Genomic DNA, 21,943 nt, shown 5'->3' on the forward strand with positions numbered 1-21,943 from the left:
CTATTTTGAGACTACAATCACTACTTTTTGTGATAAAATAAATTCATGACTATGAAAACTACCATGGGAATTCTGGCGGGTAAAGCTAGCCATTTCGTCCTTTCAAAATTGGGACGTGGTTCAACCCTGCCTGGAAAAATTGCCCTTAAATTTGACAAAGATATTTTAGACACTTTAGCCAAGAACTACGAGATTGTCGTTGTCACTGGAACCAACGGTAAGACTCTGACAACAGCTTTGACAGTAGGTATTCTTAAAGAAGCTTTTGGTGAGATTGTGACCAATCCTAGTGGGGCCAACATGATCACAGGGATCACTTCTACTTTCCTAACAGCTAAAAAAGCCAAGTCTGGTAAGAAAATTGCTGTCTTGGAAATTGACGAGGCCAGCCTTCCAAAAATCACTGAATACATCACTCCAAGTCTTTTTGTTTTCACAAATATTTTCCGTGACCAAATGGACCGCTATGGTGAAATCTATACCACTTATCAGATGATTTTAGATGGTGCTGCTAAGGCGCCTGAGGCTACTATTTTGGCTAATGGAGACAGTCCTCTTTTCAATTCTAAAGAGGTAGTCAATCCCGTGCGTTTCTACGGTTTTGACACTGAAAAACATGATCCAGAGCTGGCTCATTATAATACTGAAGGTATTGTCTGCCCTAAATGTGAGAGTATTCTTCAGTATCGCCTTAATACTTACGCTAACTTGGGAGACTATGTGTGCCTTAACTGTGACTTCCACCGTCCAGAATTAGATTATAAGCTGACAGAGTTGACTAAAATCACCAACACTACTTCTGAATTTGTTATTGATGGACAAGATTACAAGATTAATGTCGGTGGTCTTTATAACATCTACAATGCCCTTGCTGCTGTTTCTGTCGCTGAATTCTTCGGAGTAGCTCCAGAGCAAATCAAAGCTGGTTTTGATAAGAGCCGTGCTGTCTTTGGACGCCAAGAAACTTTTAAGATTGGTGACAAATCATGTACCCTCGTACTAATTAAGAATCCCGTAGGAGCCAGCCAAGCTCTTGACATGATTAAACTTGCAGATTATCCATTTAGCTTGTCAGTCCTTCTTAATGCTAACTATGCTGATGGTATTGACACCAGCTGGATTTGGGATGCCAACTTTGAAAGCATTCTCGAGATGGATATCCCTGAGATTAATGCTGGTGGTGTTCGCCATTCTGAAATTGCTCGCCGCCTTCGTGTGACTGGCTATCCAGAGGATAAGATTACGCAAGCAGAAAAACTTGAAGATATTATGGCTTTGATTGAAAAACAAGATTGCGACCATGCCTATATCTTGGCGACCTATACTGCCATGCTTGAATTCCGTGACATTCTTGCTCAACGTCATGCTGTTGGAAAGGAGATGAACTAATGACCTATACTTCACTCAAATCTCCAGAAAATCGTGACTACACCTATGACCTTAATGTCGCCCATCTTTATGGGAATCTGCTCAATACCTACGGTGACAACGGTAATGTCCTTATGATCAAATACGTGGGTGAAAAACTTGGTGCTAAGATGACCTTCGACATTGTTTCAGTTGGAGATGACTTCGACAAGGACCACTACGACATGGTCTTCTTTGGAGGTGGTCAAGACTACGAACAATCTATCGTTGCCAAAGATCTCCCATCTAAACGTGATGCCATTGGTCAATTCATCCAAGATAATAAAGTAATCCTAGCCATCTGTGGTGGTTTCCAACTTCTTGGACAATATTACATCCAGGCTAACGGTGTTCGTATTGATGGTATCGGCGTCATGGGCCACTACACCCTTAATCAAGAAAATAACCGTTACATTGGTGATATCAAAATCCATAACGAAGAGTTTGATGAAACTTACTATGGTTTTGAAAATCACCAAGGGCGTACCTTCCTTTCTGATGATGAAAAACCACTTGGCAAAGTGGTCTACGGTAATGGTAATAACAAGGAAGATGGTACTGAAGGGGTCCACTATAAAAATGTTTATGGTAGCTACTTCCATGGACCAATTCTTTCTCGTAACGCCAACCTTGCCTACCGTTTGGTCACTACTGCTCTTCGTAACAAATATGGCCAAAACATTGAATTGCCAAGTTACGATGACATTCTCTCAAGTGAGATTGCTGAAGAATACGCAGATACTAAATCAAAAGCAGAATTTGAGAAATAATTCTATGACATAGCAAAATAGCGAAACCTTTGGGTTTCGCTATTTTTTCGTATCTATTTCCAAAGACGTCTTTTCTTCAATCTATCTTCAATTTTACGATTATCAATCCTTAAAATGGCAATCATATCAAACAAGAGCCAAGTTCGTTTAGGATAAACAATGTATTTTGGAGACCATATTGGAGAGAACTTCTCCTTATAACGTTGGAGTCCACTAAAAGAGTAAAAACGCTGGGCAAAGACATAGACCAAATTGGCAACCTTCTCTTCTAAGAAACTATCTTCTTCAGTACCCACATTCGCGAGTGGAGCCATTCCCATATCGAAGTACTGCTTTCCTTCTGCTTGGAAATACTGGAAGAGTTTGACAAAGAGGTAATCCATGATACCTTCAGGTGCCTTTTCAAAATCATAACGCATAAGGTCAATCGTCGCCACCCGTTTGTTTTTGGTTGGCATGATATTAGCAAAGGCTACAATTTCTCCTTCCTCACTCTCCACAATAGCAATCGGTGCTTGCTGCAGATAGGCTTCATCAAAGAAACCAAGAGAGAACCCCTTCTCCTTACGGCCGTTAAGCCAAATATCTGAGACAGCCTTCATTTCTTGCATCTGAGTCTCTGAAAATGGAGGTTGAAGTAACTTAAACTGGAAACCTGCTTTTTCGACACGATTGGTTGGTTTACGGAACTTCTTACCATGCTTACCATCGACAGAGAATGTCGTCAAATCAACCATGGCGTTTTCCCCAAATTTCATAAAATCAAAGCCATAATCATGAAGCATCAGGGTAATACTCTCGTCTGCCTCATAAAACAAGGCTTGTAAATTCCAATCCGATAAAGTCTTCAAGAAAGATTCCCAAGCTGGACGGTAATAGTTTTCATTACCAATTGGATTTCCCATAACCACACACTTATTGCTGGTTTGTGCAAATTGGAAAACTACCTGGTCTTGTCCATCAACACGATACCAAAAGAGGCGTTTATCATGTAAATAAGCCAAGGCACTTTCTGATGCACCCCCATATTTCTCAAGGAGAGCTGTGAAGCGCTCATCATCCATACTTTGACCAAAAGTCCTGCGGGGTGCCAAAATTCTCAAGACTCCCCAAACAATAGTTGCAATGATAACTGATGCCAGTAAAATATCAAACCAAATATGAACAAAATGTCCAAGAACATCCCGGTTCTTAGGTGGCAATAAATGAGACCAAAAACCGCTGCCACCCAGAACAAGAAGAACCAGAATAGTAAAGGCTAGGAAAAGGAAATCCTTTGTTTTGTCTTCCCAACTATAAACAAAGTAACGATGATACAACCTCTTTCTGATGATCAACATAAGCACCAAAGAGAGTACAATTAGGAAAGACATGGCCCAAGAAATACCATTGAGATTGACATAAATCAAGGTCAAGACAAAGGTTATTAAGGAAGTAATGAAAGCTCCCTTAACCCGACGCCTGATGAGCCGAGCCATGAAAATGAATAGAGTTCCAAATAGGATACTTGGGAATTGCCAAATCAACTGTTCCTGAATAGGATTAAAACGGCTAATAAAGTAGACATTTGCCAAGCGTTCTGGGATTAAGGCTGACAAAATCAAGAAAATCCCTGAAAAACGTAGCAAATACACAAGAAAGCGGTGGAGACTTCCACCAAATACTCGTGAAGAAAGTTTGAAGTATTTCTCGTTGATACGCCCTCCCATGTGTTTGAAAAAGAAGACAACACCTAACAAGAAAGGAATAATGTAGTAGGTTAAACGAAAGAGCAAGAGCAGACTAACCGCTAGAGCATTGCTAACCCCCATAGAGGTCAGACCGGTAATCACAATCAAATCGAAACTACCAATCCCACCCGGAATCATAGAGAAGATACCAATAATAACTGCTAGGAAATAAAGAGGAATCAAATTATAAAGAGGAACATGCAAGCCCATTAAATAAGCTACACTTACAAAGCTTCCAAGGGCCGTTCCCCATTCAGCTGTCGAAGCTAAAAGAAGACTTAGCCTCGTTTTCAATGGTACTTGACCAAAATAGGCTAATTTTTCACGACTAGAAACAAAGAAAATAAAAGGCAGATAAAGGAAAATCCCCAATAACAGTAACCAATACTTTCTTAAATCTGGACTTAGAGGGAAGAACCAAAAGACAGCGAATACCAAACCACTTAAAAGGGATAGGCCCGACATAAAGTAAGGCAATAAACGAGAAAGTGCCTTAACACCCGTCTTTTCCTGCCCATCCTCAGAATAAAAGGAATATCTCAGACCCACATCGACCAAACCAGCAAAACCAGCTAAATTATTAATGGTGTTAACAGCCCAACTAGTTTCTAAGATATAGGATTTGGAATAATCCGTTTCTAGCTCCTTATTCAGTATAATGTCATAAAAGAGCATAGGGGAGACAGCGACTAGTCCGATGATAGCCATCAAAACAAGATGCCAAATAGACAAACCGCCCAGAGCTGACTCAAGTGACTCTAAAGTGATGGTCCGTTTGAGGCGAACCAATTCTATGACGACAAGAACCGTAATCGAGATAAAGAAGATAGATTTAACGGCCGCTTTTAAAGGTTGAAGTCTCTCTAAAAGACGCTTCATGCCACCACCTCTTTTCGACTAATTCTCACAAGCTCACGAATCATTTGATTGAAAATCTTATATTTACGTTGAGCTAGACGATGCCCTTCTCGACGTTGGACATAAAGCTTATGAATTGGAAAGAGTTCCGAAATCTCCCTAGAATGCCTGATACTGATAACATCCCTTTGCCCCATAACTACCCAAACAGGATAGGCAGCCTGATGTAGACGTTCCCTATCTAGTGGCAAGTCATGAAGCATAAGCCCCGTTACCTGAGCCATGATATCCATTTTAGATGAAAATGGTGACAAGGCTTTTAAGCAAAGATATTGTATATAGACCGCGAATCTTGAGCGTCTCGTCAACCCATTAAAGGTCATATTTCCCGCATTAAGCAAGAGCCCTGCAATCCGGTCAGGATAACGACTAGCATAAACCATAGCCAAATTGGCACCGTCACTATGACCGACAAATAAGGCCTTCTTGATATTCAAATATTGCAAAATTTCCTCCAAATCGGCAGCCATCTGTTCAAAGGTCATCTTAACACTTTGACGACTGGACCTGCCGTGATTACGACTATCAATGAAAATTAAACGATAGTCTCGATACAGAATTCCTTGCTTACCAAAGTAATTTCCTGACAAATTATTGCCATGCAAAAAAACAATTGGAAAGCCTTTACCGAGATCACGATAATAGATGATTTGACCATCTTTCACTTTGAATTCCATAATATTACCTACCTTTTCACTAACGCATTCTTATACGATAATTAGTCTTATAAGGCATTGAGGCTGATGAATTGGACTTACTCATTCCAAAATCATCTAACCCTCTTCACTCCATTATAACACTTCCACTAGGAAAGAGTCAGAATATTTGTGCATTTTCTGCAAAAAGAAAAAGCCTTTTCAGGCTTCTCTTCTTATTGTTCGAAAGTTTGTTGAGCGATGAGTTTGTTATAGTTTTCTTCATCTTCTTGGTTATCACGGACAACCTTAGATACTGTAAATGATGATGAAATCAATCCTACACATCCCATGAGGTAGTAACCCTTAACCATCAAAAGCTCTTTAAGGGTATAGAGGCCTACCAACATCAAGATTACGAAGAAGGCAAATGATCCCCATGCCATCATGTTGAAAGATGTTGTGTTACGATACACTTTTTCTTTACTTTGTTCATAAAGTTAGTCTCCTTTTATATACTAAGACTATTATACCAACATGTAAGCCTTTCACAACTCAAAACATGAAAAGGTTCTCATCATCCCTTAACCTTCCAATTGTTCTGATAAATCACTCCACTCTTCCATCAGAGCTTCTTGAGAAACTGATAAGTCATCCAGCTCTTTCTGCAAGTCAGACAATTCCACCACTTCATTTGTTTCAAGCATGGCAGCAGAAATTTCCTCCAAGCGTTCCTCAATTGTCTCTAGCTCATTTTCAATTTGCTCAATGCGTCGACTTAGTTTACGCATCTCTTTTTGATTGGCTTTTTGAGCTTGATAATCACTAGCACCCGCTGAAGCCACTTGGACTTCCTCTGATACTTGATTTTCCTCTGCCTCAAGACGTGCTAACTCTTCAAGCTCCGCCTTCTTCTCAAGGTAGTAATCGTAGTCTCCAAGATAAATGGTTGCTCCATCCTCAGAAATTTCCATCACTTTGGTTGCCACTCGGTTGATAAAGTAACGGTCGTGGCTGACAAAAAGAAGCGTTCCATCAAAGTCAATGAGGGCATTTTCCAAGACTTCCTTACTATCAATGTCCAAGTGGTTGGTCGGCTCATCTAGGATGAGGAAATTGTTGTTTTCCATTGATAATTTAGCTAGGAGCAGGCGAGCCTTCTCACCACCCGAAAGCATAGAAACCGACTTTTTGACATCATCTCCTGAGAAGAGAAAGGCTCCCAGACGGTTACGAATCTCAACTTCAGGAGTTGTCGCAAAATCATTCCACAACTCATCAAGAACAGTGTTGGACGGTGTCAAGGCAGATTGGGTTTGGTCATAGTAACCCACTTCAACATTGGCACCATAAGTTGATGTTCCCTTGATAAATGGCAGCTTACCTACTACCGACTTGATAAAGGTTGTTTTCCCTATACCATTAGGTCCCACAATAGCAATGGCATCCATCTTCTTAACATCCAGGGAAATCGGCTCTGAGAGAATCTCATCGTCATAACCAATGGCAGCATCCCTCACAGTCAAGACCACATTCCCAGAGACCTTATCCGCATGGAAAGTCATATTAGCTGACTTTTGACCTTCTGTTGGCTTATCCAGACGTTCCATTTTCTCTAGCTGTTTACGACGGGCTTGAGCACGCTTAGTTGTAGAGGCACGGACAATATTACGATTAACAAAGTCCTCCAGCTTAGCAATTTCCTTTTGTTGCTTTTCGAAGTTCTTTGCTTCAGTAGCCAATTTTTCAGCCTTGAGATCCATGAATTTTGAATAGTTTCCGACATAACGATCTAAACTATGTTTGGTCAAATCCAGGGTTACTGTCGCCACCTTGTCCAAAAAATAACGGTCGTGACTGACAATGATTAGAGCTCCCTGATAATTGACCAAGTAATTTTCCAACCAAGCAATGGTCTCGATATCCAAGTGGTTGGTCGGTTCGTCCAGTACCAAGAGCTCAGGCTTCTCAAGCAGCATTTTCGCCAAAGCCAGGCGCGTGTTTTGCCCTCCAGAAAGATCGGAAATGGGCATCTCCCACATGCTTTCATCAAACTTAAAACCATTGAGAATAGCTCTGATATCAGATTCATAGGTAAAACCACCACGCTGTCTGAAATCCTCGGAAAGGCGATCGTAGTCAGTCATTAACTTGTCCAATTCTGCCCCAGTCAACTCGGCCATCTTCATTTCCATGTCACGAAGACGTTTTTCATCTGCACGTAAGTCTGCAAAGACATTTAACATTTCTGCATAGATGGTATTGCTAGACTCAAAGCGACTATCCTGAGCCAAGTAAGACAAATTCAAATCACGTTTTGTATTGATTTCACCACTCGTCGGCGCTTCCTCTCCAACCAAGATTTTCAATAAGGTTGATTTCCCAGCACCGTTACGGCCAACCAGGGCAATACGATCACGTTCATCTACCTGAATATTAATATTATCAAAGAGCACATCTCCTGAGAAAGAGCGCTCAATCTTGTTTCCTTGTAAAATAATCATAACGTTTCAATTATACCAAAAAAGCCAAGCTCCTGCTTAGGCTTTCTGACTTTCTTTCAAAATGCTTGCTACCTTAGTATTAATCAAGTCGATAGCAACAGTATTTGTGACACCTTCAGGAATCACCACATCTGCGTAGCGTTTCGTAGGTTCGATAAACTGGTGGTACATAGGTTTAACCACACTGATATATTGCTCAATGATACTATCCAAGCTACGGCCACGCTCTTCCATATCACGCTTGATACGACGGATAATACGAATGTCATCATCAGTATCTACAAAAAGCTTGATATCCATCAAATCACGCAAACGTTTATCCTCAAGTACCAAAATCCCTTCAACAATGAAGACATCCTGTGGTTCCTGACGATAAGTCTTTTCACTGCGAGTGTGTTGGGTGTAGTCATAAATCGGAATATCTACAGGACGCCCAGCAATCAGCTCATTGATATGTTCAATCATAAGATCTGTATCAAAGGCAAAAGGATGGTCGTAGTTCGTTGACACACGCTCTTCAAAAGTCAAATGTGACTGATCCTTATAATAAGAATCATGCTCAATCATGGCAATTTTCTCATCTGGAAAATTTGATAGAATGGCACGAGAAACACTGGTCTTACCGCCACCAGAGCCACCCGTAACCCCAATAATAATCGGTTTTTTAGGCATGGTAAATTCCTATCTAATATAGTCTTTCTTATCTATTCTACACTAAATCATGATATAATAAAAGCAAATCCATATAGAAAATGAGACTTTTATGTTTAAAAACTTTCCTGAACAATGGCAAGACCTCCTTAAAGAAAAAGGAATCACTACAGAGACTGCCATTCAAAAAGAACTCTTTGCACCAATCACTGAAGGAGACAATGTCCTAGGTATCAGTCCTACAGGAACAGGTAAAACCCTTGCCTACCTTCTTCCACTTCTTCTTTCACTCAAGCCAAAAAAAGCTCAACAACTGCTTATCCTAGCACCTAATTCTGAACTTGCTGGACAGATTTTTGATGTAACCAAACAATGGGCTGAGCCACTAGGACTCACTGCCCAACTCTTCCTTTCTGGCTCTAGTCAAAAACGACAAATTGAACGCCTGAAGAAAGGACCAGAAATTCTCATCGGAACCCCTGGCCGTGTTTTTGAGCTGATTAAACTCAAAAAAATCAAGATGATGAATGTCAACACCATCGTCCTCGATGAATTTGATGAGCTTCTCAGTGATAGCCAATACCACTTTGTGACAAAAATCAGCCACCATGTTCCTCGTGATCATCAAATGATCTATATTTCGGCAACCAACAAAATTGACGATCAAGTTCTTGTCGAAAATACTATCGTTTATGACTTATCTGATCAGGAATTAGATACTATTAAACATTATTATATCAGTGTTGATAAACGTAACCGTGTCGAACTTCTTCGTAAGTTCTCCAATATTCCTGATTTCCGTGGCCTTGTCTTTTTCAACAGTCTTTCTGACCTTGGGGCTACTGAAGAGCGCCTCCAATTTAACGGAGCTTCAGCAGTATCATTGGCTAGTGACATCAACGTCAAATTCCGTAAGGTTATCTTGGAAAAATTCAAGAACCATGAGATTTCACTCTTACTAGGTACTGACCTCTTGGCACGAGGCATCGATATTGAAAATCTGGAAGTGGTCATCAACTTCGATATTCCTCGAGACCGTGAAGCCTACACTCACCGTGCAGGTCGTACCGGCCGTATGGGAAATGAAGGTAGCGTCATTAGCTTGGTAACTCATCCAGAAGACCTCAAAAAACTTAAAAAATTCGCTAAAGTATCAGAACTGGTTCTTAAAAACCAAGAGCTTCACGAAAAATAAGCCATTACAAAAGCACTTCAGAGTAAACTGAAGTGCTTTTAACATATACAGATTAGGCTTTTTTACCAAAGTCCTCAATCATTTGTTCCATTTCCTCACGACTTGGAGTTGTCAACATATAAAGGAAGTCACCTTGCAACTCTGCAAAGGCTGCAGGCATGATTTTCTTAACTTTAAGTTGTTCACGATACTTATCAAAAAGTTCTTCTTCTGAGTAAGCATAGTGTGAGCTTACACGACGTGAAGTAGCCAAACAGTAAAGTGGCTCAAACTGAGAAGCTGGGAATGGTTCGCCAGCAACGATATCCGCATAGCCCTTGTACAAATCAAACGAATGAGCATAGTTATAGACGTCGATTGTGAAACCACCTGCTGGACGGTTATTATATTCAATAGCAATATAATCGTCACCATCACGGAAGAACTCAATATGGAAGAAACGTTCCTTCATACCAAATTCTTTGACAATTGCCTCACCATACTTACGTAACTTAGGATCCATATCCTTAAGAACGTAGTAAGAATTATCCATCTTGTAAATCATCAAGTCAAGTGGAGTGTGGGCATAATCGAAAGTTGTTGAGAAAACAATATTACCATCATGGTCAATCAAACCATCGAAAGTACAGATTTCACTTGAAGTTACAAATTTTTCAAAGAAATAAACTGTTTCATGGTCCCACTCAGCCTTGAAATGATTGATATCATCTTCTGTTTCAAGTTTGAAGGTTGCAGCTGCACCAACCCCATTATCTGGCTTAGCAATCATTGGAAGACCGATTTCTTTCACAGCTTTATCCACATCTTCGTCAGTTTTAATGACAGCACCTGGCACAACTGGAACACCAGCTTTTTGGAAGAGTTTCTTCATTTCAGACTTGAATTTAGTCTTCTTAAGGTCTTCTGGCTTAGCACCAAAAACACTGAACTGTTCACGAAGAGCAGCATCCAATTCCAACCAGTATTCATTATGAGATTCGATACGATCGATTGGACCATGTTTGTAGAAAAGAAAGGCTACGGCACGCTTAACTTCATCCAAGTTTTCCAGATTATCTACACGGAAGTACTCTGTCAAAGCATCTTTCAAAGGTTGATCTAACTGTTCATAAGGCTCTTGACCAATACCAAGAACAGTGATTCCCTTATTAGCAAGTTCAACTGTAAACTGTTGGAAGTTTTGTGGATAGTATGGTGAAATAACAAGATAATTCATTAGTGATTCCTCTTTTATAGTTATTTAGATAGGATAGACAAAGAAATTATAGGTTCATATTGTCAAGGAAATAAGGCATTTGTTTACGCCACCATTCCCAATCGTGAGCGACATCATGGCCCCACTCAGAGAACCAGGCTGGAATATTCTTTTGTTCAAAGGCTTCCTTAAGTTTATAGTAAGAAGGAAGACCATCTTGTTCCCAAGCACCAAGACCTGTACATACGATGATTTCAGCTTGACGGTAGCGGTCGATAAACCAACCATCATTTTGGTTCCAGATATAATCTGATGGGGAATTTTGGTAAATAGCTTCATCCCCTCCAAACTCACCCACAAAGAAACGAGCATCGTAGACACCACTAAGAGCTACTACTTTATTGAAAACATCAGGATGTTGCAAGAAGAAATTAAGCGCATGGTAAGCACCCATTGAACATCCTGTTGTCATCATTGGATCAAACCAACCAGTTTTGTGTTTGATAAATGGAATAGCTTCTTCAATAACATAACGTTCATAAGCACGATGCATTTCAGCACGATCGTGTGGATTTTTCCAATCACAAAGCCAGCTTTCACTGTCCACACTTGACAGCGTAAAGAATTGTACGCGCCCTTCTTCGATAAAACGTGCACAAGCATCAATCATACCGAAGTCATAGTATTCGTTATGGCTACCACCTGATGAAGCAAAAACCACAACAGGGATACCAGCGTGCCCATAACGGTTAACATACATTTCACGATTAAGTTGACCACTCCAGTGGCTAAGATGTTCGATATTCATATTTATATACCTTTTCCTAAATTAAAATAATTTGCGTTAATATAGACTAGTCCCACTTTTCAGCGAAAAAGCGAAGACAGTCTGGTAAATTCTCAGCCCAAGCTTCTTCATTGTGTTCAGCACCAGACTGAATGTGAATCTTGATATTTTCCAAATCAACCCCACGAGCAATCAAATCATGGTAATAGCTCAATGAAGAGTCAATATAAGCCTGCTTAATGTTACCAGCCATCAAGGTCTTGTCAGTATCATCAGCTTCCTCAGTCCCTACATAAATGTAGACACGTTGATCTGCATCGAGCTTTTGACGCGACATGTAACGATCAAAGGCATCTTGATGCAACCAGTTAGCTGAAGAAAATACCCCAAGACAACCTATCTGCTCCTTATAATCAAGCCCCATAAACTGAGTGATATTACCACCAAGGGATGAACCAATCATAGCTGTATGCTGACGGTCTGAGAGGGTACGGTACTCCTTGTCAATAAAGGGTTTAACCACATCCATGACAAACTCCGCATACTCTACTCCCTTGCCTCCGAACTGAACACCAGGGATATTAGATTCTTGGTACTTCCACGCAGAATACTCATTCATACGGCCAGGACCATCATTATCGATGGCTACAACAATCATGCGCGAAATATCAGGATTACGCTTGATTGTTGGGATAATCTTCCAAGAATAGCCCGAAAATGACTCCTTACTATAAAGAACATTCTGACCATCATGGAAATACACGACAGGGTAAGAACGATCTGTATCCGTTTCATAGTTCTTAGGTAGAAGAACACGCACACGACGAAGTTTACCAGTGTATGGCACCTCTAATTCATGGGTCTTCATAACCAAGTAAAAATAAGATTTATTCATTGTCAGAAAACTCTCTATATTCGAAATTTAGTTCTATTATACCATATTTTAAAAGAAAAAGAGTCCCTATAATGGGGACTCTTTACACTTTTTAATGATTGAATAGCTAAACTCTTAGTAGTTTGCGATATCAAATACTGTTGATTTCACACGAGTCATAGCTTCGATAGAGTATTTCACACCTTGAGTTCCGGCACCAGATCCTTTAACACCAAGGAATGGGAAGTTATCTGTACCACGTTGTGTTTTGTTGTTGATGTGAACTGTACCAACTTCAAGTTGTTCAGCAATTGCAAATGCACGTGGGTAGTCTTGAGTGAAGACTGCACCTTGAAGACCAAATTCAGATTCGTTAGAAATCTTGATTGCTTCTTCAACTGAAGATACACGGATGAATGGCAATACTGGACCAAATGGTTCTTCCCAAGCAAGACGCATGTCAGTTGTTACATGATCAAAGACAGCTGGGTAGATAAGGTTACCTTCACGTTTCAATTCAGTTTTAGCAGTAGCACCTTGTTCAACGGCATCATCAATCAAACCTTGAACGAAGTCAGCTGCTTTTGTATCGATAAGTGGTGTAACGCTTGCACTTTCTTCAGGCATACCAACAGTGATATTACCTACCAAAGCAGTTACTTTTTCTACCAATTCATCTGCAACACTATCCATTACAAGAACACGTTTGATAGCTGTACAACGTTGACCTGAATAGTCAAAGGCACCAGCAACAATGTTTTTAGCAGTCAAGTCAAGATCAGCATCTTCAAGAACGATAGCGGCATCTTTACCACCAAGTTCAAGCATGATTGGACGCATAGCTGCCAAACGACCGATATTTTCACCAACTGGTGTTGAACCTGTGAAGTTGATGAAATCAACTGCTTTGTGTTCAACGATATAGTCACCGATAACAGAACCACGACCAGTGATAGAGTTCAAGACACCTGCAGGGATACCAGCTTCAACAAATGCTTCAACCAAAAGAAGACCTGAGATAGAACCTTGTGTTGGTGGTTTGAAGGCAACAACGTCACCAGCAATCAAGGCAGGAGCAATTTTAGAACCAGCCAAGTTTACTGGGTAGTTAAATGGAGAGATAGCAAGGACAAGACCTACTGGTTCGCGACGAACAACAGCGATTTTTTTCTTGCTACCTGCGTCAAATGAACCACCTTCAAGTACTTCACCTTCCAAACGCAAACCTTCTTCAGCTGCATAGTGGATGATTTCAGCAGTACGAACAACTTCACCGATTGCAGATTTCAAACCTTTAGAGATTTCTTTAGAAAGAACTTGACCGATTTTTTCTGCATCACGTTCCAAGATATCTGCTGCTTTATGAAGGTAAGCTGCACGTTCAGCATATGAAAGTGCACGCCATGCTGGAAGTGCTGCTTTAGCTGCTGCGTAGACTTCGTCTACTTCAGCTTGGCTCATCGCTGGAACTGATCCAAGTTCCTCACCGTTTGCAGGTGCGTAGATAGTAATTTCGTTTTCAGATGTTTTCCACTCACCATTGACATAGTTTTTGTATTGTTTAGCCAAGATAGTAACTCCTTTTATCTATTATAAGACCTATTTTATCATTTTTTTAGAAATAATCCAAGATTTAAACGAGAATTATTCAGAAAATTTTGACAAAAAATAGTTTTAATTATTAACCTAGGTTAGCCGTATTCTACTCCTAACCAATGAATGAGTCAATTATTTTGTCTCTGTTTAGTTATAAAAAAAGTGAAAGCCTAGGCCTCCACTTTTTATGATTAGTCTACGTTAACGTATTCTTTTGAAAGTTCAAGAACTTCTTCCATTGTTGAACATTCAGTAAGCGCACGGTTAGCATATTCTTCCATTTTAGCTGTGTCAAGTTTCTTCATCAAGCTACGTGTACGAAGAACAGATGTCGCTGACATTGAGAACTCATCCAAGCCCATTCCGACAAGAAGTGGAACAGCAGTTTGGTCACCGGCCATTTCACCACACATACCAGCCCATTTACCTTCAGCGTGAGCCGCTTTGATAACATTGTTAATCAAACGAAGGATTGATGGGTTATATGGTTGGTAAAGGTATGAAACTTGTTCGTTCATACGGTCAGCAGCCATAGTGTATTGGATAAGGTCGTTTGTACCAATTGAGAAGAAATCAACTTCTTTAGCAAATTGGTCAGCAAGCATAGCTGCAGCAGGGATTTCAATCATGATACCTACTTCGATATCGTCTGCAACGGCAACACCTTCAGCAACCAATTTAGCTTTTTCTTCTTCAAGAATACCTTTAGCAGTACGGAACTCAGTCAACAAAGCAACCATTGGGAACATGATACGCAATTTACCGTGAACAGATGCACGAAGCAAGGCACGCAATTGTGTACGGAACATTTGGTTACCAGTTTCAGAGATAGAAATACGCAAAGCACGGTAACCCAAGAATGGGTTCATTTCTTTAGGAAGATCGAAGTAAGGGAGTTCTTTATCCCCACCGATATCCATTGTACGAACGACAACAGGTTTACCGTTCATACCTTCAAGAACTGCTTTGTATGCTTCATATTGGTCATCTTCAGTTGGGAAGTCTTGAGAATCCATATACAAGAATTCCGTACGATAAAGACCAACTGCTTCTGCACCGTTATCATTTACACCTTCAACGTCTTTAGGTGTACCGATGTTAGCAGCCAATTCGAAATGTTTTCCATCAGCAGTAACTGTTTGAGCATCTTTAAGGAGAGCCCATTCAGCTTTTTGTTTAGCGTAAGCTTCACCAGCTGCTTTAAACTCAGCAATTTGCTCTTCAGTTGGGTTGATAACAACTTCACCAGTAATACCTGAAACCGCCAAAATGTCGCCATCTTTGACAAGTTCTGTGATGTTATTTGTACCAAGAACGGCTGCGATTTCAAGTGTACGAGCCATGATTGCAGAGTGACTTGTACGTCCACCGATATTAGTAACAAAAGCTTTTACGTACTTTTTGTTCAACTGAGCTGTATCAGATGGTGTCAAGTCATGAGCAACAACGATTGATTCTTCGTTGATTGTTGCTGGGTTAGGCAATTTTTTACCAAGCAAGTTAGCAAGCACACGTTTTGTAACGTCACGAATATCCGCTGCACGTTCTTGCATGTATGGGTTGTCTTCCATACCTTCAAAAATAGCGATAAACATGTCTGTTACTTCTGTCAAAGCAGCTTCAGCATTAACTTGTTTAGCACGGATAGTTTCTTTAATTTGACCAGTCATTTCTGGGTCAGCAAGAACCATCAAGTGAGCATCAAAAACGGCTGCCGCTTCTTCACCAAGGCTTTCAACTGCTTTTTCACGGATAACAGAAAGCTCGTCTTGTGACGCCACTAGAGCAGCATCTAGACGAGCCTCTTCTGCACTTGTATCTTCAACTGTTACAGTTTCAAATGACAAGTCCGGTTGAACAAGCAGATATGCCTTAGCAACTGCAACACCATCAGATGCTGCGATTCCTTTAAGCATTTCTGTCATATTCTTATGCCAATCCTTCTTTTGTCATTGTTTCTGCGATTGCTACGATTGCGTCATCAGCATCAGCACCTTCTGCAGAGATAGTTACGTCAGCACCTTGACCAACACCAAGGCTCATAACACCCATGATAGATTTAAGGTTAACTGCTTTACCTTTGTAGTCAAGAGTGATATCTGAAGCAAATTTGCTAGCTGTTTGAACAAGCAAAGTAGCTGGACGTGCGTGGATACCTGTTTCTGCAACAATGTGGAAATCTTTAGAAGCCATAATGGATTCTCCTTCTTCATTTGGAATATTTGAGTTATCAATGATAACCCTTACAATTTAGAATTATAACATAGCTAATTGAGATTATCAAGGTTAAAACGTACTTTCTACAAGTTTTTCGAAAGCTTGTCTCTCATTTTACTGGTCATTTTCATTTTTCAAAACATAAGCAAATACTAGTCTCTAGTTATTTACAACATTTTCAGAAAATTTCTTTCATGGTGTTTTCAATCGTTAATTTTCATTTTCGAGCAAAAACAATCACATAATTGAAAGAATTTGATTGCTAAAGGCACTCGTTGAATAAGCTTGTTTCCCAAATGCTAAGTCAGCTGTAAAGATATCAGCTTTAAATGTCTTCTCAATAGCACTTGTAATCAGTTGAGCTGCCTCAGTCCAACCAATATAATCTAGAAGCATGCAGCCAGATAATAAAACTGAGCAAGGATTAGCCTTATCTTGATCTGCAATATCCGGAGCTGTTCCATGTGTTGCTTCAAAAATAGCATGGCCTGTTTGATAGTTAATGTTGGCTCCAGGGGAGATGCCGATACCACCAACTTGTGCAGCCAAGGCATCACTGGCATAATCACCATTCAAGTTGGTTAAGGCAACAACATCAAATTTTTCTGGATTTAAAAGAATCTGTTGGAGAAAGTTATCAGCGATTATATCATTAATCTCTAAACGACCAGCCAGCAATTCTTCTTTATAGTCTTCCTGAGCTACTTCATAACCCCATTTACGGAAGCCACCTTCTGTGAATTTTTGAATATTCCCTTTATGAACCAATGTCACTTTCTTTAGATTGTTCTTGAGAGCATAGTCGATAGCAGAGCGAATGAGACGTTTACTTCCTTCTATTGAAATTGGCTTAATTCCGATACTACTTGACTCTGGGAAGCGAATTTTATTAACATTCATTTCTGTCTGGAGAAACTCAATCACGCGCTTGACATCTGCCGTTCCTGCTTCCCATTCAATCCCAGCATAAATATCTTCGGTATTTTCACGGAAGATAGTAATATTTGTTTTTTCTGGTTCCTTAAGTGGACTTGCTACTCCGTCAAAGTAACGAACAGGTCTAACACAAGCGTAGAGATCAAGTTCTTGACGTAATGCTACATTTAATGAACGGATACCACCACCTACTGGCGTCTCAAGCGGTCCCTTAATAGCTACTAAACTTTCTCGAATAGCTTCCAAAGTTTCTTTCGGCAACCATTCACCTGTTTTGTCATAAGCCTTCTTACCGGCTAGAAGCTCTTGCCATTCAATATGACGCTTTCCTTCATAGGCTACTTCTACTGCTTTATCAAAGATTGCTTGGGCATTCTTCCAGATATCATGTCCAACACCATCGCCTTCAATAAAAGGGATAATTGGACGATCAGAAACTTGAAGCTGTCCATTTTTCATTACGATTTTTTCTGCCATATAGCTTTCCTCCCTAGCGTTTTTCTAAAGGAATATACGTCATATTTTCTTGTCCGATGTATTGTGAGCGTGGACGAATCAATTTGTTATTTTTTTGTTGCTCTTGAATATGAGCAATCCAGCCGGCAACACGACTCATAGCAAAGATAAGTGTGAAGATATCGCTGTCAATTCCTAGAGTATGATATACAGTGGCTGAATAGAAGTCCACATTGGGAATCAATCCCTTCTTTTCTTTCATGAATTCTTCAATTTCTTGAGACATGTTAAAGAATTCTTCATTCTCAGTACCCTCTGTCAACTTTTTAGCCATATCTCTTAAGAAAATTTCACGAGGGTCCTGTTTCTTGTATACACGGTGTCCAAATCCCATGATTTTCTCTTTAGAGTCAAGTTTTTCCTGCAAGTAAGCATTAACATCACCAGATTCACGGATTTCTTTAAGCATATCAAAGACGCGTTCATTAGCTCCACCATGCAAGGGACCTTTTAGAGCACCAATAGCTGTTGTGACACAAGAATAGATATCTGTCAGAGTCGAGGCACAAACACGCGCTGCAAAAGTTGAGGCATTCAACTCATGATCAGCATGAAGAATTAAAGCCTTATTCATAGCTTCAATTTCAATTTCAGAAGGTTCAACACCATTCAGCATGTAGAGAAAATTAGCCGCAAAACCTAAATCTTCTCTTGGTTTGAGGGGCATTTTACCAGTACGTAAGCGTGCAAAAGTCGTAATAATTGTAGGCAATTTAGCCATCAATTCAATACTTTGCTGATAAATTGCCTCCATGGATCTTTCCTCGGCGTCCACATTGTAAACCCCAAGAAGGGAGACTGTTGAACGTAAAACACTCATTGGGTGCAAATGGGGACGAGATTGGATAAGAATGCATTGCTCAACAGCATCAGAAATATCATAGTTCTTACGCAACTCAGCTTCAAAATACTTGAGTTCCATTTGCGTAGGAAGATGACCATTCCACAAGAGATAAATCACTTCCTCAAAAGACGCTTTATTATCCATAAACTCGGAAATATCATATCCCGAATACGATAAATGATCATCAATAATAGATGAAATCCTAGTATTACAGGCAATCATGTCCTTAAGTCCATTAATTTCAACTGTTGTCATATTAGGCTCCCTTCAATTTTTTTCTTACAACCATTGGCAAGATACCACCATTTTTATAGTAGCGAATATCAGCATCTGCATCAAAGCGTACCAAAGCTTTAAAAGTTTTGGTTTGTTCAGGTGTTGAAGCTGTAACGGTGATAACATCATGGACACCTGGATTTTCTGAAAGGTCAAAGCTAAAGGTCTCATGTCCTGTCAATCCAAGACTTTCAGCATTTTCTCCTTCCATAAATTGGACTGGTAAAATCCCCATCATAACGAGATTTGAACGGTGAATACGCTCAAAACTCTCAGCAAGCACTACTTTTACACCAAGAAGATTAGCACCTTTAGCCGCCCAGTCACGACTTGAGCCCATACCATAATCCTTACCGGCAATTACAAGCGTATCTTGATTAGCTTCTTTATATTTCATAGCAGCATCGTATATAGGTAGAATGTCACCATCATATTTAGTATATCCACCAATTTTTCCATCTGCTAACTCATTCTTGATACGAATATTAGCAAAGGTTCCTCGCATCATGACTTCGTGATTTCCACGACGGCTACCATAAGAATTGAATTCTTGATAATCAACACCATTCTCAGTCAAATAACGAGCTGCTGGACTATTTCTGGCAATATTGCCTGCTGGAGAAATATGGTCTGTTGTTACCGTATCTCCGAATTTAGCCAAAACCTTCAAATCTTTCAATGGTTCAATGCTCAAATCATCTCCTAAAGCATCAAAATAAGGTGGGTTTTGAATATAGGTAGAGTTTTGATTCCATTTATAATTTTGACTTTGTTCAGTAGGAATGGCATTCCACTTCTCGCTATCAGAAAAGACATTAGCATATTCATCTTGGAAAAGTTGACGAGTGACGTATTTATCAACATAAGTCTCAATTTCTTCACGAGATGGCATAACATCCTCTAAATAAACAGCTTGACCATTGTCGTCAAAACCTAAAGGTTCAGTTGTCAAATCAATATTCGTGTTACCAGCTAAGGCATAAGCAACAACCAATGGTGGGCTAGCCAAGAAATTCGCTTTAACAAGTGGATTAATGCGCCCTTCAAAATTACGATTTCCTGACAAAACAGCACTCGCTAATAAATCAGTGTCTACAATAGCCTTAGCCACCTCAGGACGTAAGTCTCCTGAGTTCCCAATACAGGTTGTGCAACCGTAACCTACCAAGTTAAAGCCAAGCTTATCTAGATAGGTTTGCAAGCCTGAAGCTTTGAGATAACCAGTAACAACCTTAGAACCTGGTGCCAAAGATGTCTTCACTGTTGGAGATACTTTTAATCCTTTCTCAACCGCTTTTTTAGCTAAAAGACCGGCTGCCATAAGAACGTAAGGATTTGAAGTATTGGTACATGATGTGATAGCTGCAATGGCCACATGACCTGTTTGAATTGTTTCTGAATGATCCTCAAAGTCAACGTTTGCAGTTTTTGCTAGCTCTTCCTTATCCAAACCAAAACCACGGACACCAGCTTCTCGTACCACTGCATCTTGAAATTCTTGCTTAGCATCTGATAAGAGAATCAAATCCTGTGGACGTTTAGGACCTGAGATAGAAGGTTTAATGGATGACAAATCAATTTCAACAATCTTAGTATACTTGGCTTCTTTACTTGGATCATAGAAAAGATGATTGGCTTTTGTATAGGCTTCAGTGACTTGGATGTGTTCCTCATCACGGTTAGTTAAACGCATGTAGTTAAGAGTCTCGTCATCAATAGGAAAATAACCACAGGTCGCTCCATATTCTGGTGCCATATTAGCGACTGTAGCACGGTCAGCTAGAGACAAACTCTTCAAGCCAGGTCCAAAGTACTCAACAAATTTACCAACCACATTTTCAGAACGAAGTACCTGAGTAATCTTGAGAGCCAAATCTGTTGCTGTAGCAATTTTAGGCAACTCTCCCGTCAGATGTACACCAATGACCTCTGGAATTGGGAAATAAGATGCTTCACCGAGCATAGCTGCTTCAGCTTCAATACCGCCAACACCCCAACCAAGAACGCCAATACCATTAATCATAGTTGTATGACTATCAGTACCAAACATAGAGTCAGGATATAGGAGCCCATCATTTTCAATAATAACATCACTCAAAAATTCAATATTAACCTGATGAATAATCCCTGTAGCTGGTGGAACAGCACGGTAATTTTCAAAAGACTGTTCGGCCCACTTTAGAAATTCATAGCGCTCGTTATTACGTTTAAACTCTAGATTAATGTTATCTTCAAGAGCAGTATCACATCCGTATGAATCCACTTGGACAGAGTGGTCAATAACCAAATCCACTGGAATCTCAGGGTTAATAAATTCGGCTTTACCACCATTAGCCACTATAGCATCACGCATTGAAGCTAAATCAACAACAACAGGAACTCCTGTAAAATCTTGTAAGATAACACGACTTGGTTTAAAAGGCACTTCGGAAACTGTCGGAAAATTCGGAAATTTCATCAGGTCAGAAATGTGAGATTCCTTAACATCGACGCCATCTTTTTTTCGGAGGAGACTTTCAAGTAGTATTCGAATGGTATAAGGTAGTTCTCCGACCTTAACATCATGAGATTTTGCTGCTTTTTCGAGATCATAAAAAGAGAATGTCTTACCATTTACAGTTAGATTTGAACAGTATTCTTGCATACTTGAACCTCCATTAGTTAAAAATTTTCTTCATTCTACACTGTTTTTTTTGAAAAAACAAATAGAATCGGCATTTTGATGTCATATTACATAACATGTTTGGTTAGATATTTCTGTTTTAGCCATTTTCATAAACAAATCCTATTTAATTTAGGAAACTTAAAAAAGCCTTTAAAACACAAGATATAGGGTTGTGTTTTAATACTAAACACAAAATCTTGTATTTCCTTAAGATATTTAGCTTGATT

At 39.8% G+C, this 21,943-nt stretch carries 17 protein-coding genes; 3 read left to right on the forward strand and 14 right to left on the reverse strand.

Translation table 11 applies throughout. The features are described from left to right. The first annotated feature begins 45 nt into the window (after window positions 1-45). Entirely contained in the window at window positions 46-1,389 is a 1,344-nt protein-coding gene (murT, locus tag NST80_RS06420) for a lipid II isoglutaminyl synthase subunit MurT (RefSeq protein WP_070579417.1), read from the forward strand. Further along, window positions 1,389-2,177: a lipid II isoglutaminyl synthase subunit GatD gene (gatD, locus tag NST80_RS06425; protein WP_002884008.1), complete on the forward strand. Its 789-nt coding sequence runs from the start codon at window positions 1,389-1,391 to the stop codon at window positions 2,175-2,177. The genes murT and gatD overlap by 1 nt, the downstream gene beginning before the upstream one ends. A gap of 53 nt (window positions 2,178-2,230) precedes the next feature. Here the strand turns inward: gatD and mprF are convergent, their stop codons facing one another. The 5 genes from mprF to udk all read right to left on the reverse strand — a co-directional run bounded on the left by mprF (window position 2,231) and on the right by udk (window position 8,636). Further along, a complete protein-coding gene (mprF, locus tag NST80_RS06430; protein ID WP_118171946.1) occupies window positions 2,231-4,786 on the reverse strand; it encodes a bifunctional lysylphosphatidylglycerol flippase/synthetase MprF in 2,556 nt (851 codons plus the stop codon). Then, on the reverse strand, window positions 4,783-5,502 hold the full coding sequence (locus NST80_RS06435) for an alpha/beta hydrolase (RefSeq protein ID WP_013990774.1): 720 nt from the start codon (window positions 5,500-5,502) through the stop codon (window positions 4,783-4,785). Before NST80_RS06435 ends, mprF begins: the two co-directional genes overlap by 4 nt. Before the next feature lie 194 nt (window positions 5,503-5,696). After that, entirely contained in the window at window positions 5,697-5,909 is a 213-nt protein-coding gene (locus NST80_RS06440; RefSeq protein ID WP_014633286.1) for a YiaA/YiaB family inner membrane protein, read from the reverse strand. A 135-nt stretch (window positions 5,910-6,044) separates the two neighbouring features. Then, window positions 6,045-7,964 carry an ABC-F family ATP-binding cassette domain-containing protein gene (locus NST80_RS06445; RefSeq protein WP_014633287.1) on the reverse strand — a complete coding sequence of 640 codons (1,920 nt, stop codon included), beginning with the start codon at window positions 7,962-7,964 and terminating at the stop codon, window positions 6,045-6,047. Between the two features lie 36 nt (window positions 7,965-8,000). Then, window positions 8,001-8,636 carry a uridine kinase gene (gene udk / locus NST80_RS06450; RefSeq protein WP_002890688.1) on the reverse strand — a complete coding sequence of 212 codons (636 nt, stop codon included), beginning with the start codon at window positions 8,634-8,636 and terminating at the stop codon, window positions 8,001-8,003. Between the two features lie 91 nt (window positions 8,637-8,727). Between udk and NST80_RS06455 the strand changes: the two genes are divergently transcribed. Beyond that, the gene (locus NST80_RS06455) at window positions 8,728-9,810 is read left to right on the forward strand and encodes a DEAD/DEAH box helicase (RefSeq protein WP_014633289.1); all 1,083 of its coding nucleotides are present in this window, start codon (window positions 8,728-8,730) and stop codon (window positions 9,808-9,810) included. Between the two features lie 52 nt (window positions 9,811-9,862). Here the strand turns inward: NST80_RS06455 and NST80_RS06460 are convergent, their stop codons facing one another. From NST80_RS06460 to acnA, 9 genes are all read right to left on the reverse strand, one after another. Continuing rightward, window positions 9,863-11,026 (reverse strand): ATP-grasp domain-containing protein, encoded by a 1,164-nt coding sequence (locus NST80_RS06460; protein WP_118171936.1) that lies wholly within the window; start codon window positions 11,024-11,026, stop codon window positions 9,863-9,865. 46 nt (window positions 11,027-11,072) lie between these two features. Then, entirely contained in the window at window positions 11,073-11,813 is a 741-nt protein-coding gene (locus NST80_RS06465; protein WP_002884014.1) for an alpha/beta hydrolase-fold protein, read from the reverse strand. A gap of 46 nt (window positions 11,814-11,859) precedes the next feature. Beyond that, window positions 11,860-12,687, reverse strand: a complete 828-nt coding sequence (locus NST80_RS06470; RefSeq protein WP_002884105.1) for an alpha/beta hydrolase — start codon at window positions 12,685-12,687, stop codon at window positions 11,860-11,862. Between the two features lie 114 nt (window positions 12,688-12,801). Then, on the reverse strand, window positions 12,802-14,235 hold the full coding sequence (locus NST80_RS06475) for an NADP-dependent glyceraldehyde-3-phosphate dehydrogenase (RefSeq protein ID WP_045772117.1): 1,434 nt from the start codon (window positions 14,233-14,235) through the stop codon (window positions 12,802-12,804). Window positions 14,236-14,453: 218 nt separating this feature from the next. After that, window positions 14,454-16,187 (reverse strand): phosphoenolpyruvate--protein phosphotransferase, encoded by a 1,734-nt coding sequence (ptsP, locus tag NST80_RS06480; protein ID WP_342504573.1) that lies wholly within the window; start codon window positions 16,185-16,187, stop codon window positions 14,454-14,456. 4 nt (window positions 16,188-16,191) lie between these two features. After that, window positions 16,192-16,455: a phosphocarrier protein HPr gene (locus NST80_RS06485; RefSeq protein ID WP_045772118.1), complete on the reverse strand. Its 264-nt coding sequence runs from the start codon at window positions 16,453-16,455 to the stop codon at window positions 16,192-16,194. 261 nt (window positions 16,456-16,716) lie between these two features. Further along, window positions 16,717-17,892, reverse strand: a complete 1,176-nt coding sequence (gene icd / locus NST80_RS06490; protein WP_045768878.1) for an NADP-dependent isocitrate dehydrogenase — start codon at window positions 17,890-17,892, stop codon at window positions 16,717-16,719. Between the two features lie 13 nt (window positions 17,893-17,905). Further along, window positions 17,906-19,030 carry a citrate synthase gene (locus tag NST80_RS06495; RefSeq protein WP_002884029.1) on the reverse strand — a complete coding sequence of 375 codons (1,125 nt, stop codon included), beginning with the start codon at window positions 19,028-19,030 and terminating at the stop codon, window positions 17,906-17,908. Between the two features lies 1 nt (window position 19,031). Beyond that, window positions 19,032-21,695: an aconitate hydratase AcnA gene (acnA, locus tag NST80_RS06500; RefSeq protein WP_004182713.1), complete on the reverse strand. Its 2,664-nt coding sequence runs from the start codon at window positions 21,693-21,695 to the stop codon at window positions 19,032-19,034. Window positions 21,696-21,943 lie beyond the last annotated feature (248 nt).

It is taken from the genome of Streptococcus sp. FSL K6-1323 (assembly GCF_038630745.1).
Taxonomy (GTDB): domain Bacteria; phylum Bacillota; class Bacilli; order Lactobacillales; family Streptococcaceae; genus Streptococcus; species Streptococcus salivarius_D.

What these genes read in the sequence shown, in the direction of transcription:
- murT (WP_070579417.1), top strand. Translation starts at nt 46, where the DNA reads ATGACTATGAAAACTACCATGGGAATTCTGGCGGGTAAAGCTAGCCAT.
- gatD (WP_002884008.1), top strand. Translation starts at nt 1,389, where the DNA reads ATGACCTATACTTCACTCAAATCTCCAGAAAATCGTGACTACACCTAT.
- mprF (WP_118171946.1), bottom strand. Translation starts at nt 4,786, where the DNA reads ATGAAGCGTCTTTTAGAGAGACTTCAACCTTTAAAAGCGGCCGTTAAA.
- NST80_RS06435 (WP_013990774.1), bottom strand. Translation starts at nt 5,502, where the DNA reads ATGGAATTCAAAGTGAAAGATGGTCAAATCATCTATTATCGTGATCTC.
- NST80_RS06440 (WP_014633286.1), bottom strand. Translation starts at nt 5,909, where the DNA reads ATGATGGCATGGGGATCATTTGCCTTCTTCGTAATCTTGATGTTGGTA.
- NST80_RS06445 (WP_014633287.1), bottom strand. Translation starts at nt 7,964, where the DNA reads ATGATTATTTTACAAGGAAACAAGATTGAGCGCTCTTTCTCAGGAGAT.
- udk (WP_002890688.1), bottom strand. Translation starts at nt 8,636, where the DNA reads ATGCCTAAAAAACCGATTATTATTGGGGTTACGGGTGGCTCTGGTGGC.
- NST80_RS06455 (WP_014633289.1), top strand. Translation starts at nt 8,728, where the DNA reads ATGTTTAAAAACTTTCCTGAACAATGGCAAGACCTCCTTAAAGAAAAA.
- NST80_RS06460 (WP_118171936.1), bottom strand. Translation starts at nt 11,026, where the DNA reads ATGAATTATCTTGTTATTTCACCATACTATCCACAAAACTTCCAACAG.
- NST80_RS06465 (WP_002884014.1), bottom strand. Translation starts at nt 11,813, where the DNA reads ATGAATATCGAACATCTTAGCCACTGGAGTGGTCAACTTAATCGTGAA.
- NST80_RS06470 (WP_002884105.1), bottom strand. Translation starts at nt 12,687, where the DNA reads ATGAATAAATCTTATTTTTACTTGGTTATGAAGACCCATGAATTAGAG.
- ptsP (WP_342504573.1), bottom strand. Translation starts at nt 16,187, where the DNA reads ATGACAGAAATGCTTAAAGGAATCGCAGCATCTGATGGTGTTGCAGTT.
- NST80_RS06485 (WP_045772118.1), bottom strand. Translation starts at nt 16,455, where the DNA reads ATGGCTTCTAAAGATTTCCACATTGTTGCAGAAACAGGTATCCACGCA.
- icd (WP_045768878.1), bottom strand. Translation starts at nt 17,892, where the DNA reads ATGGCAGAAAAAATCGTAATGAAAAATGGACAGCTTCAAGTTTCTGAT.
- NST80_RS06495 (WP_002884029.1), bottom strand. Translation starts at nt 19,030, where the DNA reads ATGACAACAGTTGAAATTAATGGACTTAAGGACATGATTGCCTGTAAT.
- acnA (WP_004182713.1), bottom strand. Translation starts at nt 21,695, where the DNA reads ATGCAAGAATACTGTTCAAATCTAACTGTAAATGGTAAGACATTCTCT.